The sequence below is a fragment of the Pseudomonas graminis genome, assembly GCF_900111735.1.
Classification (GTDB): Bacteria; Pseudomonadota; Gammaproteobacteria; order Pseudomonadales; family Pseudomonadaceae; genus Aquipseudomonas; species Aquipseudomonas graminis.
The window spans coordinates 138,426-152,326 of sequence record NZ_FOHW01000011.1; the positions used below are offsets into that span (position 1 = coordinate 138,426).

Genomic DNA, 13,901 nt, shown 5'->3' on the forward strand with positions numbered 1-13,901 from the left:
GGCGCTTTCAATTGATTGAGCCTGGGATTCAGCGCCGATGGCACGCCTCGACCTGCGCACCGGCGCCGGTCCGCTTAGATAATGTTCAACAGGGAGTGAAGACATGGAATATGTACCTTGCATCAGCCAGATCGCTGCGTTGCTCGCCGACCCCAAACGCAGCGCGATCGTGTGGGCATTGATGGACGGAACATCGCGGGCGGCCAATGAAGTAGCTTCGCTGGTGGGTCTATCCACTTCTTCTGCCGGTGCGCACCTGGCGCGCCTTGCCGCCGGCGGATTGCTGCGTCACGAAGTCCGAGCCCGCAAACGCTACTTCAGGCTTGCTGCGCCGGAAGTCCGGACCGCCGTCCAGGCGCTGGTCAGCGCATCGATGGTCAGCGCGGATCTGATCAGCCGCAGCCTGGCGCAACCATTACCGCCCCTGCCGTTATGCCGCGCCAGCGTCTGCGCGGATCATCTGGGCGGCGAGATGGGTGCCGAGCTGTATCTGAGGATGCTGGGCGCGGGCTGGATCGAACAATCCGAACACCGGTTGGAGGTCACCAGTGTCGGCATCTCCCGCTTTGCCGAACGAGGAATTTTTATTCCCGCGCTGGCCCACAGACGACGCGAGGCCGTGTGTGCCTGTGTCGACTGTCACGAAAGCAGGCCGCATCTCGGGGGCGCATTGGGCGCAGGACTTCTGCAGTTGTTCATGCAGCTGGGCTGGCTGCGGACGACGGAAGAGGCCTCCACGTTACAGGTCTCTTCCAATGGTCAGCGAGAAATCAGCAAGATCGCTTCGGCGGCGTGATGCCCCAGGGGGGAGGCGCGGCGTGTGGAGCAGAACGTCCACACACTTTTAGCGCTCAAGGGGCGTGTCTGATCAGGGCTTGATCAGACGCGCGTCGAGGCTGTTCTGCGCCAGGCGCCTGGCCTGATCCTGGGTCATGCCGAGGTGGGTGTGCAGCGCGTGGAAGTTCTCGGTGACGTAGCCACCGAAGTACGCCGGGTCATCAGAGTTGACGGTCACTTTCACGCCGCGCTCGAGCATGTCCAGAATGTTGTGCTGACCCATGTGGTCGAAAACGCAGAGCTTGGTGTTGGACAGTGGGCAAACCGTCAGGGGGATTTGCTCATCAATGATGCGCTGCATCAGGCGCTCGTCCTCGATGGCGCGTACGCCATGATCGATACGCTGGATTTTCAACAAATCAAGCGCTTCCCAGATGTACTCCGGCGGACCTTCTTCACCTGCGTGGGCAACGGTCAGAAAGCCTTCACCGCGAGCACGATCAAACACGCGCTTGAACTTGCTCGGCGGATGGCCCATTTCCGAGCTATCCAGGCCGACCGCCACGAAGGTGTCGCGATAGGGCAGGGCCATGTCGAGGGTTTTCTGCGCTTCGTCTTCGCTCAAGTGGCGCAGGAAGCTGAGGATCAGGCCGCTGCCGATACCGAGCTTTTCCTTGCCGTCTTTTAACGCGCCGGCGATGCCGTTAAGCACGACTTCAAACGGGATGCCGCGGTCGGTGTGGGTCTGAGGATCGAAGAACGGTTCGGTGTGTATGACGTTCTGCGCCTTGCAGCGCTCCAGGTAAGCCCAGGTCAGGTCGTAGAAATCCTGCTCGGTGCGCAGTACGTCGGCGCCGCGGTAGTACAGGTCGAGAAACTCCTGCAGATTATTGAAGGCGTAGGCCTTGCGCAGGGTTTCGACGTCCGCCCAGGGCAGGGCGATCTTGTTGCGCTCAGCCAGGGCGAACAACAGTTCCGGCTCCAGCGAGCCCTCCAGATGCAGGTGCAGTTCTGCCTTGGGCAGGGCGTTCAACCAGTCGTACATGGGCTTTGTCTCATAAAGTGCAATGGCAGGTATTCTACAGAGTCAGGCGCGCGGGCTGAATAAAACCTGACCGGACGGTTCACACACTGCTTTGGCGCGCATTGCCACAGGTACAGGCGCCGATAGGCCGCCGTTGCAGGTGTTTCCCGGTGCATGGCTGTTTTGAAAACGGCCAGATTGAAGGCATTTTGATGCGGCGGCGCGACGATCTGTCGCGACCTGCTGCTAACCTGTCTTGAAACCTTTGTTTACATCCACACTCTCAAGCGCTTCAGTAAACTTCACTTCATGGATGTGCGGCCAGGGTCGCAAGGGGCTAAAAGGCAGCGATGGGCACGATTCTCAAGCAGGAAAAGTTTCTTCTACTGGCGGTCATTGCGACCTTTTTCGCGTACTTCTACGAACACCAACTGCTCAGCAACGGACATACCGTCGCACTGATCGCAGGCATTGCTCTGGTGGGCTTCATCATCTGCGCCTCGCTGCGCGTGGCTCACCATGCCGAGTTGCTGGCGGAAAAAGTCGGCGATCCCTACGGCACCATGATTCTGACGTTGTCGGCGGTGCTGGTTGAGGTCGTGATTCTGGCGATCATGATGAGCAATGAACCTTCACCCACGCTGGTGCGGGATACCATTTACTCGGCCGTGATGCTCGACATCAACGGGATTCTGGGTCTCGCCGCGTTGATGGGCGGGCTCAAGCACGGTGAACAGTCCTACAACGATGACTCCGCGCGTTCCTACAGCGTGATGATTCTGACGGCCATGGCGGTGTCGATGGTAGTGCCGGAATTCATTCCGGAAGGTAAGTGGAAGCTGTATTCCGCCTTCACCATTGGCGCGATGATCCTGCTTTATGCGCTGTTCCTGCGTATGCAGGTTGGGCCGCACAGTTACTTCTTCAGCTACAACTACCCGGACAAGAAGCGCCGCAAGGGTGAGACGCAGGAAGCGCACGAGCCAGTCAACCTGACACGCTCAATCGCAACCTTGGTTTTCGGCGTGGTGGTCATTGGCGCGTTGGCCGAGGTCATGTCGAAAACCGTCGACCTGGGTCTGGAAGGCAGCGGCGCTCCGCCGGTGATGACGGCGATTCTGGTGGCGGCGATTTCGGCAGCGCCGGAGATCCTGACCGCACTGCGGGCCGCGCTGGCCAACCGTATGCAATCGGTGGTCAACATTGCTCTGGGTGCTTCGCTGTCGACGGTGATCCTGACCGTTCCTGTCATGGAAGGCATGGCGCTCTACAGCGGTCAGGCGTTCCAGATGGCGATGACGCCAGTGCAGACAGTGATGATCTTCGTCACCCTGTTGGTCTGCGCCATCAACCTCAACGACGGCGAAACCAACGCCATCGAAGGTATGACGCATTTCGTGCTGTTTGCCACCTTCATCGCGCTGTCTTTGATGGGGCTGTAGATCAGGTTCGGCTTGAATCCAGGCGTGGGGGAGTCAGCAGTTTCACTTCCCCACTGCCGTAACAGCGCATCACCCCCTGATCAATTGCGCAGCAGCCTGCCGATGGTCTGCAATCAATCCCTTCAGATCCAGGCCTTCGACCTGACCGTCAATCACCCGCCATTGGCCGCCGATCATCACCCGATCTGCGCGATCAGCGCCGCACAGCAACAGCGCCGAGAGCGGATCGTGACTACCGGAAAAGCGCAACTCGTCCATCTTGAACAACGCCAGATCAGCCTGTTTACCCACGGCCAATTCGCCGATGTCGTGCCGGCCCAGCAACTGCGCCGATCCCTTGGTCGCCCAGCCTAATGCCAGTTCGGGTGTGATTTTTTCCGCCCCGTAACGCAGGCGCTGAAGGTAAAGCGCCTGCTTGGCTTCAAGCATCATGTTCGATGCGTCATTTGACGCAGAACCGTCGACACCCAGACCGATCGGTGCGCCTGCGGCAAGCAGGCCCAGCGTGGGGCAGATGCCTGACGCAAGGCGCATGTTCGAACTCGGGCAATGACAGACCCCGGTGCCCGCCTGGCCGAGGCGCGTGATTTCTTCGCTGTTGAAATGAATGCCATGAGCCAGCCAGGTACGAGGGCCAAGCCAACCGACGCTGTCCAGGTAATCCACTGTGCGCAGGCCGAAACGCTGCAGGCAGAAGTTCTCTTCGTCCAGGGTTTCGGCCAGATGCGTATGCAGGCGCACGTCGTGCTTCTCCGCCAAGACCGCGCTTTCGGCCATGATCTCGGTTGTCACCGAAAACGGCGAGCACGGCGCCAACGCAATCTGGATCTGCGCGCCATCACTCCGCTCGTGGTAGGTCTCGATCAAGCGCACGCTGTCATCAAGGATGACCTGGCCCTGCTGGACGGTTTGCTGGGGCGGCAGGCCTCCGTCTTCCTCGCCCAGGGTCATCGAACCCCGCGTCAGCATCGCGCGCATACCCAGTTCGCGAACGCTTTCGACCTGAACATCGATGGCGTCTTCCAGACCCTGCGGAAACAGATAATGGTGGTCGGCGGCGGTGGTGCAGCCCGAGAGCATCAACTCGGTCAGGGCGACCTTGCTGGCCAGTGCGAGTTTTTCCGGCGTTAATCGCGCCCACACCGGGTACAGGGTTTTCAGCCAGGGGAACAACGGCTGATTGACCACCGGGCCCCAGGCGCGGGTCAGGGTTTGATAGAAGTGGTGGTGCGTGTTGATCAGGCCGGGCAGCAGCACATGCTCGCGTGCATCGAATACGTGATCGCAAGGCTGTGCAGGCTGTTGCCCGAGCGGGAGCATCTCAACGATAACCCCGCTTTCGACCACCAGGCCGCCGCGAGCATCGAGTTCATTGGCCGTGAATACGGCGAGGGGATTTTTCAACCAGGTACGGATTGCGGGCATTGGCCGGCTCCTCTGAAAGTGGGTTCAGGTCGCCAGCTCAGTGTTGCCCTGTCTGCTGATCCAGGGTCGCCGCAGCATCGAACGTGCTGCGAGGCGAGGATGGATTCTAGAGTGTTGCGTCGGGTTGGGGCAAGTCACGCCAGCTCATGCTGCCGCGACTTGCATCGAAACAGTGAGCCCCGCTGCCGCTGCCAGATCGACGAGCGCATCAAGACTGAACAGATCCACTCGACCGGATTTCAGATTAGAGAAGCGAGGCTTGGTAATCCTCAATCGCGCTGCTTTTTCAGTGTCCGTCCCGGACCAGGATTTAATGTGCTCGTTGATTTCGATCATCAATCCCGATCTGACCTTCAAATGAGCAGCCTCCTGCTCGGTGTTCCCAAGGGCGTCCCAGACGCTGGCGAAAGCCTGATCTTCGTTCATAGTTCACCTCTCATCAATTTACGGAATCGAGCCGATGCTAGGTCAATGTCTCGCTTCGTTGTTATCGACTTCGATAACAACGACAACCTTCACCTGGATGCGTTTCTTGTAGGCATTGCAGACATGTCGAGTCAGATGAGGCCGGCTAGAGCAGCTTTGGGGTTCTCTACTCGCGAACAGCGTCTTACGACATTACTGATTACCAGGGAATCGTCTCACCCTTGTAGTTCACGAAGTGATGACCGCCTGTCCCCGCGAACCGCTCAAGCTGCTCGACAATCCCCCGCACACTGGTCTCGACGTCGATATCCGCGCCTTCGCCGCCCATCGCCGTGCGGACCCATCCGGGGTGCATCGATAGCACAGTGGGCTTGTTCTCGCCCAATTGCGTCACGAAGGTGTTGGTCATTGAGTTCAGCGCGGCTTTGCTGGCTTTGTACAGCGCCATCTCTGGTGCGTCCGGCATGGTGACGCTGCCAAGCACCGAGCTCATGAACGCAATCACGCCGCTCTCGGGACGGATCTGGTCGACGAAGCGTTTGGCCAGGCGGATTGGCGCGACGGCATTAGTGAGAAACAGCTGACCCAGTTCGCCGGCGGTGGCGTCCGTGGGGTTTGGATGCATCGGCCCCATCACGCCGGCGTTGACGAACAGCAGGTCGTACGTCTGGCCCTTGAGGTTGTGAGTCAGCACTTCGAGGGACGATTGCTCGTCGATGTCCAGTGTTTGCAATTGCACATTCGGCAGTGCCTTCAGTTCATCGGCTTTTTGGGCATCCCGGACGGTGGCGGTGACTTCCCAGCCCAGTTCTGTAAGACGTTTCACCAGTCCGAGGCCAAGGCCGCGTGACGCTCCGATGATCAGGGCTGTTTTAGGGGTGGACATTGAACTGACTCCTGTACAGACAAACGAAAAATTTCACTCAATCGATGGACATCGCGACGCGGCGAGAATTTTGTTTCTTGAGGCACTCAGTTGCCGCGAGGCGCACACGTTAGCGCCAGAGGATGACAGAGGCCCGCGACATATGTGAGTGGACGTTTCCAATATGAATGTCAGGCGATCAGCCCGGCCCACGATCAAGCCCGCCTGACGGTATCGCTGTATAAAAAACATCCAGTTTCGCCAACGCGCGCTGTACCCGGCAGTCCGCGAAGGCTTGCACGGGTTATCCACAGATTGCTCCACAGGTAATGTGAGCAACTGGAGATTGGCGATATAACCCGCCCGAGACGGGTACCGTATCGGTATAAGCCTCGCTAACGCGCTGTTTTACCGCTGCTTTTATTCACAGGGCACTGTTTTGGCTAAAAAGTGATCAAGCTCCGCAAAGCCATGTGGAACAAGGGCTGCGGAGGTGTGTGCTCAGCTTGTCCACAGGCGGATGCACAGTAGATGTGGGCAAATGCCCTTGGCGCCCACGGTCATTGGGTTAACCGACAGGAGTGGCTTTAGCCGGGAAAGCGTCGAGCGCCTGCGGATCAGCTACTGCGGGGGCTGTAATACGATCCGTCCGCGACTGATGTCGGACAGCTGGCGCTGAAGGGTTTCAATCTGCTCGGGCCCTAAAGCGATTGAGAGCGTGACGCCATTTGCGTTGAAGCGCTCATCCTCCACGAGCCCATTGAGTTCAGCCACTCGCAGCTTGATCAGCACCAGCTCGCTGAAGCTGCAATCGAATTGCAACGACACTCGATTGATCAATGGCACTCGATCAGCCTGCTGCAGGCATTTGTTGGCGCCCCCGCCATAGGCCCTCGCGAGGCCGCCGGTGCCCAGTTGAACCCCGCCGTACCAGCGGATAACCAGCACGACGACCCGATCAAAATCCTGCGCATCAATGGCCGCGAGTATGGGGCGCCCAGCCGTGCCGCCCGGTTCGCCATCGTCGTTGCTGCGGTACTGCGCGCCCAGTTTCCAGGCCCAGCAATTGTGTGTGGCGTCCAGATCACTGTGCTGCTCAATGAACGTTTGAGCATCGGCAGCGGTGTCGATAGGCGCGGCGAGGGTAATGAAGCGGCTCTTGCGAATCTCTTCGCGAAACTCGCAGGGGCCGGTGAGCGTAAAAGGCATTGAGGTTCCAGACTGCGCTTGGGTTTTTAGGAGTTATAAAGCAGGCGTGAGTCCGCAGCCTTTGAGAATGATGCGAATCAAGTTATCCCCAGCGGCGTCCATGTCTTGCCTGGTCAGCTTCGAACGGCCGGTAACCTGGCAAATCTGGGTGGCGAAGTCAGCGTAATGCTGAGTGCTGCTCCACAGCAGGAAGATCAGATGCACCGGATCGACCGGGTCAATCTTCCCGTCGTCGATCCAGGCCTGGAAGACGGCGGCACGCCCCTGAAACCATTCGCGGTAGTCCTGGCTGAAATACTGACTCAGGCACTCGCCGCCACTGATGATCTCCATCGCGAAGATGCGCGAAGCTTGTGGCTGGCGACGGGAGAACTCCATCTTTGCGCGTATGTAGTGCGTCAGCGCCTGTGCCGGGTCGTCTTCTGCGCTCAGGTTGTTGAAGGTGCTGTCCCACAACTCGATGATGTTGCTCAGCACCGCGATGTACAGCCCCAGCTTGTTGGTGAAGTAATAGTGCAAGTTGGCTTTGGGCAAGCCGGCATTCTGCGCGATGGTGTTCATGCTGGTGCCCTTGAAGCCATGCCGAGCGAATTCGTCCTCGGCCGCCTTGAGGATTGCTTCTTCGTTCTTCTGCCGAATGCGGCTGGCCGGTTTGGTGGCGCTGGGGCTATGAGCGGGGACTTCAAGGGTCATGTGCGATTCCAGACGGATCATTTGGGTGCGACGCGGTGAACACATAGCGCACCCGCGATCATCCGACAAGCGTGACCTCGAAAATCAGTGTTCAAAGGATTCCGCTGTCTGTTTTTTGGCTTCGCTCGATTCCTTGCCTTCCGGAAGTAGCAGGCACATCACGATGGCCGTCAGCCCGCCGCTGGTGATTGCCGAGTCGAACAGGCTCTGCACCCATTGCGGCAAATGATGCAGCAGCGTCGGCTGCGCCGCGATACCCAGCCCTACACCGAATGAGGTGGCGATGATCAGCATGCTGCGGCGATCCAGCGGCGCTTGAGCAAGGATCCGTACGCCCGCCGCCGCGACGCTGCCGAACATCACCAATGTCGCGCCGCCAAGCACCGGTTTCGGAATCTGCTGAAGGATCGCACCGATCATCGGGAACAGTCCGAGCAGAAACAGGATTGCTCCGATGTACAGACCCACATACCGACTGGCGACGCCGGTGAGCTGGATCACTCCGTTATTCTGCGCGAAGGTGGTATTCGGGAACGCACTGAAAGTCGCCGCGATCATGCAACTGACGCCGTCGCCCAACACACCCCCCTTCAGCCGGGCAATGTAGCTCGGGCCCTTGATGGGTTCGCGGGAGAGCATGCAGTTGGCGGTGAGGTCGCCGACGGTTTCGATACTGCTGATCAGATAAATCAGCGCAACCGGCAGGAACGCGGCCCAGTCGAAGCTGAATCCGAACCGAAAGGGCACGGGAATGGTGACCAGCGCAACGTCGGCAATGGAGTGAGGCACGAGCTTGCCGCTGAACCAGGCAGCGATGCTGCCGATCGCGAGCCCGATAATAATGGCCGACAGCCGCAACCAGGGCGCGCTTGAGCGGTTGAGCACGACGATCACTGCCAGCACGAAAACGCCAAGGGCCAGATTGACCGGCTCACCGAAGTCCGGAGCGTTGAAGCCGCCTCCCAGATCAGTCACACCGACCTTGATCAGGCTGACGCCGATTAGCGTGATGACGATGCCGGTTACCAGTGGCGTGATCACTCGACGCAGCTGTCCGATGAAACGGCTCAGCACAATCTGTACGACGGCGCCGAAGAAACATACTCCGAACACCATGGCCATGATGTCTTCCGGGCTGCCACCGCGCTGCTTGACCATGAAGCCTGCCGACAGCACCGCGCCGAGAAACGCGAAACTGGTGCCCTGCAGGCAAATCATGCCCGCTCCGATACCGAACGGCCGGCGCGCCTGGATGAACGTCCCCACACCCGAGACCATCAGCGCCATGCTGATCAGATAAGGCATGTAAGCATCGAGCCCGAGCGCCGATCCGATAATCAGTGGCGGCGTGATAATGCCCACGAATGCAGCGAGCACATGCTGGATTGCCGCCAGGCTCGCGGGCCCGGGGCGCGGCCGGTCGTTGAGGCCATAGATGAGGTCGTTATTGTCTGGCGCTTCAGGCTGCATGCTGGCTCTCGATTTTGTGTGGGGCTTCTACATCCAGCCTTACTGCAAAAACCTGTCCAACTGATCAGTTACCTGTTCACCGATTCGCTGTACATGCCCGCCTATCAAGGGCTGGACGAATATGGCGGCCGTTTGACTGCGTGTTATTGAGGTGCCGACGTACTGAGCCGGCCTCATCGTGTGGCAGCCAGACTCTCCAGGAAACTTTCCAGCACCAAATGGGGGCGGCGACCTTTGCGCGTGACGGTCACAAGGCTCAGGTCGTAAAACCGCGTTTTGGGCTTCAGCGCACGCAGCCGCCCCTGCTGCACCCAAAGGCTGGCGTAATGATCGGGTAGATAACCGATGTAACGCCCGGTCAGAATCAGAAACGCCATGCCTTCCCGGTCCGACGCGCTCGCGCTGCATTTCAGCGCCTGATAGTAAGCCTGGATTTCACCCGGCAGACGAAACGTCGGCGCAATGGTCTCCTGAGCGGACAGCCGATCGTCGTCAAGCAGCGCATCGTCTACGTAAAACAAGGGATGGCCGACCGCGCAATACAGCAGCGAACGTTCGCTATACAGCGGCTGGTACTCAAGTCCCGACAAGGCGCTGGCCTGGGGTACGACGCCAACGTGCAAGCTGCCGTCGAGCACACCCTGCTCGACTTCATTGGGCGCGATCATGCGGATATTGATGTGCACATCCGGGCCACGTTCTTTCAGATGGGAAAGCGCGTGGGTGATGCGCATATGGGGGAGGGTGACAAGATTGTCCGTCAGCCCGATGTTTAGTTCGCCGCGCAGATGTCGGTGAAGACCATTCACCTCCGTACGAAAACTCTCGAGGGCGCTCAACAACTGCAGTGATGACTGATAGACCTCGCGGCCTTCCTCCGTCAGGGAAAACCCCGCACGCCCCCGTTGGCAAAGACGCAATCCCAAGCGTTGCTCGAGATCGCTCATCTGCTGACTGATGGCGGAGCGACCAATGCCCAGCGCGCTTTCCGCTGCCGAAAAGCCGCCGGACTCCACCACGCTACGAAAGATGCGCAAAAGACGAATATCAAAGTCGCTGACTTGCGCCAGCGGTTCGTTGCGGCGGGTGCTCATAGTTTAGTGACCAGTCAACTGAAGATCGTAAAAGCAGGATTTTCCAGACTTTATGCCCGTGGCACTGTTAGCTGCAACCGGCACTGCTCCTGCCCGCACTTCAATCAGGAAATCAGGCCAACCCCGCCCTGTGAGGTTAATTCCGATGAATATGCCCGAATCGTCCGACATGTCACTGGCGAGCCAGCTCAAACTTGACGCCCACTGGATGCCCTACACGGCGAACCGAAACTTCCACCGTGATCCACGGCTGATCGTCGCCGCTGAAGGCAGCTATCTCACGGACGATAAGGGTCGCAAAATCTACGATGGCCTGTCGGGGCTGTGGACCTGCGGGGCAGGGCATACGCGCAAAGAAATCCAGGAAGCCGTTTCGCGGCAGTTGGGCACGCTGGACTACTCGCCAGGATTCCAGTTCGGACATCCGCTGTCCTTCCAGCTGGCTGAAAAGATCACCGATCTGACACCCGGCAAGCTGAATCACGTCTTCTATACCGACTCTGGATCGGAGTGCGCTGACACTGCCGTCAAGATGGTGCGGGCTTACTGGCGTTTGAAAGGTCAGGCGACCAAAACCAAGATGATCGGCCGCGCCCGTGGCTATCATGGTGTGAATATCGCGGGCACCAGTCTGGGTGGCGTTAACGGCAACCGAAAGATGTTCGGGCAATTGATGGACGTCGATCATCTGCCTCATACGCTGCTTGCCAGCAACGCCTATTCGCGGGGCATGCCGGAGCAGGGCGGCATTGCGCTGGCCGATGAAATGCTCAAGCTCATCGAGCTGCACGATGCGTCGAACATTGCCGCGGTGATTGTTGAGCCCATGGCGGGTTCTGCGGGAGTGATTGTTCCGCCACAAGGCTATCTCAAGCGTCTGCGTGAAATCTGTGATCAGCACAACATTCTGCTGATTTTCGATGAGGTGATCACGGGCTTCGGGCGCACTGGCTCGATGTTCGGCGCCGACAGCTTCGGCGTTACCCCGGACCTGATGTGTATCGCCAAGCAGATCACCAACGGTGCGATCCCCATGGGGGCCGTGATAGCCAGCACTGAGATTTACCAGACGTTCATGAATCAGCCGACGCCCGAGTACGCCGTGGAATTCCCACATGGCTACACTTACTCAGCGCATCCGGTCGCGTGCGCGGCCGGCCTCGCCGCTCTGGAAATCATTCAGCGCGAGAGCCTGGTGCAGCAGGTCGCTGAAACTGCGCCGCACTTCGAAGGCTATCTGCACGGTTTGAAGGGCAGCAAGAATGTCGTCGATATTCGTAACTACGGTCTCGCTGGCGCCATTCAGATTGCGCCGCGCGACGGCGACGCCATTGTGCGTCCATTCGAAACGGCCATGAAACTGTGGAAGGCAGGTTTTTACGTGCGCTTCGGCGGTGACACCCTTCAGTTCGGCCCGACGTTCAACAGCAAGCCGGAAGACCTCGACCGCATGTTTGACGCAGTCGGTCAGGCCCTGAATCAAATCGACTGACCCCTTTGCAGGTTTACAGGCGCCACTCCGGTAGCGCCTGCGGGCTGATATTTTTTGGAGTTATGCATGAGCACCATTCAACACCTGATACATGGCGAGCGGGTCAGCGAAGACGGCCGCAGCGCGGATGTGTTCAACCCCTCGACTGGTCATGCCATTCGCCAGGTGCCACTCGCCAGTCGCGAAACCGTTCAACAAGCGATCGACTCTGCCAAGGCTGCTTTCCCCGCGTGGCGCAATACCCCTCCTGCAAAGCGCGCGCAGGTCAGGTTCCGCTTCAAGCAATTGCTGGAACAGAACGAGGCGCGTATTGCCCGGCTGATCAGCGAAGAGCACGGCAAGACCATCGAAGATGCCGCGGGAGAACTCAAGCGGGGTATCGAAAACGTCGAATACGCCTGTGCGGCGCCTGAAATTCTCAAGGGCGAGTACAGCCGCAACGTCGGCCCGAACATTGATGCGTGGTCTGACTTTCAGCCGCTCGGCGTAGTGGCGGGCATCACTCCGTTCAACTTCCCTGCCATGGTTCCGCTGTGGATGTACCCGTTGGCGATTGCCTGCGGTAACTGTTTCATCCTCAAACCGTCCGAGCGCGATCCAAGCTCAACCTTGCTGATCGCCGAGTTGCTCCATGAAGCCGGATTGCCGAAGGGCGTGCTGAATGTAGTGCACGGAGACAAGGTGGCGGTTGATGCGTTGATCCAAGCCCCTGAAGTCAAAGCGCTGAGTTTTGTGGGCTCCACCCCGATCGCCGAGTACATCTATAAAGAGGCTACTGCACGCGGCAAGCGGGTACAGGCATTGGGCGGCGCGAAGAACCACGCAGTGCTGATGCCCGACGCGGACTTGGATAACGCCGTAAGCGCATTGATGGGCGCGGCCTATGGTTCCTGCGGCGAGCGCTGCATGGCGATTTCGGTCGCAGTGTGCGTGGGTGACCAGGTCGCCGACGCATTGGTCGCCAAGCTCGTGCCGCAAATCAATGGGTTGAAGATCGGCGCCGGGACTTCCAGCGGACTCGATATGGGCCCTCTGGTCACGGGGCAGCATCGCGACAGAGTCAGCAGCTATATAGAGGACGGCGTGGGTGCAGGTGCGAAGCTGGTTGTGGACGGTCGTGGGCTCACGATCCCAGGACACGAAGATGGTTTTTTTCTGGGTGGATGCCTGTTCGACCATGTCACGGCCGAGATGCGCATCTATAAAGAAGAGATATTCGGGCCGGTGCTGTGCATTGTGCGTGTGGACAGCCTCGAACATGCGATGCAACTGATCAACGATCATGAATACGGCAATGGCACCTGCATCTTCACTCGCGATGGTGAGGCGGCCCGTCTGTTCTGCGACGAGATAGAGGTAGGTATGGTTGGGGTGAACGTTCCACTGCCTGTACCTGTGGCTTATCACAGCTTTGGCGGATGGAAGCGGTCACTGTTTGGTGACCTGCATGCTTATGGCCCGGATGGCGTTCGCTTCTATACACGTCGCAAAGCCATTACACAGCGATGGCCGCAGCGCGCCAGTCACGAGGCCTCGCAGTTCGCGTTCCCCAGTCTTTAATGCTTCCGGGTGGGCGAGCCCCCAAACTTGTCCACTCGATCCGTTATTTTTGACCGATATGACAGTTTCATTAAATAAGTGCTTGACGCCCCTCTGGATCTGTCTATAATTCGCCCCACTTCCGGCGCAGACGAAACGGAAAACTCCTTGGTAATCAAAGAGTTGGACGAAGTAAGCAGCGAGGAATGCTTCGGTTCAGATGCTTGAATCGACAGCGGTGAAAAAGGCAGTTGACAGCAGGTTGTAACGCTGTAGAATTCGCCTCCCGCTGACGTGAGACGTTAAGTCGAACGAAGCGCAAGTGGTTGAAGTTGATAAGGAAACTTTGAAAACTTCTTAAAATAACCGCTTGACAGAGACAAGAGACGCTGTAGAATGCGCGCCTCGGTTGAGACGAAAGATCTTAGCCACCCGCTCTTTAACA

At 58.7% G+C, this 13,901-nt stretch carries 12 protein-coding genes; 4 read left to right on the forward strand and 8 right to left on the reverse strand.

Annotated features, from left to right (window positions below; genetic code table 11):
* Window positions 1-103: 103 nt before the first annotated feature.
* A complete protein-coding gene (locus BMY98_RS11015) occupies window positions 104-796 on the forward strand; it encodes an ArsR/SmtB family transcription factor (protein WP_074888671.1) in 693 nt (230 codons plus the stop codon).
* Window positions 797-868: 72 nt separating this feature from the next.
* Here BMY98_RS11015 and BMY98_RS11020 read toward each other — a convergent pair whose 3' ends face one another.
* Window positions 869-1,822: an adenosine deaminase gene (locus BMY98_RS11020; RefSeq protein WP_074888674.1), complete on the reverse strand. Its 954-nt coding sequence runs from the start codon at window positions 1,820-1,822 to the stop codon at window positions 869-871.
* Window positions 1,823-2,151: 329 nt separating this feature from the next.
* On the opposite strand from BMY98_RS11020, the gene BMY98_RS11025 reads away from it, so the two are divergent.
* Window positions 2,152-3,243: a calcium:cation antiporter gene (locus BMY98_RS11025; protein ID WP_074888677.1), complete on the forward strand. Its 1,092-nt coding sequence runs from the start codon at window positions 2,152-2,154 to the stop codon at window positions 3,241-3,243.
* 69 nt (window positions 3,244-3,312) lie between these two features.
* Here BMY98_RS11025 and BMY98_RS11030 read toward each other — a convergent pair whose 3' ends face one another.
* From BMY98_RS11030 to BMY98_RS11060, 7 genes are all read right to left on the reverse strand, one after another.
* Window positions 3,313-4,668, reverse strand: a complete 1,356-nt coding sequence (locus BMY98_RS11030) for an 8-oxoguanine deaminase (RefSeq protein ID WP_074888680.1) — start codon at window positions 4,666-4,668, stop codon at window positions 3,313-3,315.
* A gap of 144 nt (window positions 4,669-4,812) precedes the next feature.
* Window positions 4,813-5,094, reverse strand: coding sequence for a helix-turn-helix domain-containing protein (locus BMY98_RS11035; protein WP_074888683.1), 282 nt, complete (start codon window positions 5,092-5,094; stop codon window positions 4,813-4,815).
* A gap of 199 nt (window positions 5,095-5,293) precedes the next feature.
* On the reverse strand, window positions 5,294-5,980 hold the full coding sequence (locus BMY98_RS11040; protein ID WP_074888686.1) for an SDR family oxidoreductase: 687 nt from the start codon (window positions 5,978-5,980) through the stop codon (window positions 5,294-5,296).
* A gap of 600 nt (window positions 5,981-6,580) precedes the next feature.
* Window positions 6,581-7,168 (reverse strand): IMPACT family protein, encoded by a 588-nt coding sequence (locus BMY98_RS11045; protein ID WP_074888689.1) that lies wholly within the window; start codon window positions 7,166-7,168, stop codon window positions 6,581-6,583.
* A gap of 33 nt (window positions 7,169-7,201) precedes the next feature.
* Complete coding sequence (locus tag BMY98_RS11050) at window positions 7,202-7,861, reverse strand: TetR/AcrR family transcriptional regulator (RefSeq protein WP_074888692.1); 660 nt, start codon at window positions 7,859-7,861, stop codon at window positions 7,202-7,204.
* An 84-nt stretch (window positions 7,862-7,945) separates the two neighbouring features.
* On the reverse strand, window positions 7,946-9,331 hold the full coding sequence (locus BMY98_RS11055) for a uracil-xanthine permease family protein (RefSeq protein ID WP_074888695.1): 1,386 nt from the start codon (window positions 9,329-9,331) through the stop codon (window positions 7,946-7,948).
* A gap of 173 nt (window positions 9,332-9,504) precedes the next feature.
* Window positions 9,505-10,425, reverse strand: coding sequence for a LysR family transcriptional regulator (locus tag BMY98_RS11060; RefSeq protein ID WP_074888698.1), 921 nt, complete (start codon window positions 10,423-10,425; stop codon window positions 9,505-9,507).
* Between the two features lie 145 nt (window positions 10,426-10,570).
* Here BMY98_RS11060 and aptA point away from each other — a divergent pair, with 145 nt between their 5' ends.
* Window positions 10,571-11,917, forward strand: coding sequence for an omega-aminotransferase AptA (gene aptA, locus BMY98_RS11065; RefSeq protein WP_074888701.1), 1,347 nt, complete (start codon window positions 10,571-10,573; stop codon window positions 11,915-11,917).
* 66 nt (window positions 11,918-11,983) lie between these two features.
* Window positions 11,984-13,477 (forward strand): CoA-acylating methylmalonate-semialdehyde dehydrogenase, encoded by a 1,494-nt coding sequence (locus BMY98_RS11070; protein WP_074888704.1) that lies wholly within the window; start codon window positions 11,984-11,986, stop codon window positions 13,475-13,477.
* Window positions 13,478-13,901 lie beyond the last annotated feature (424 nt).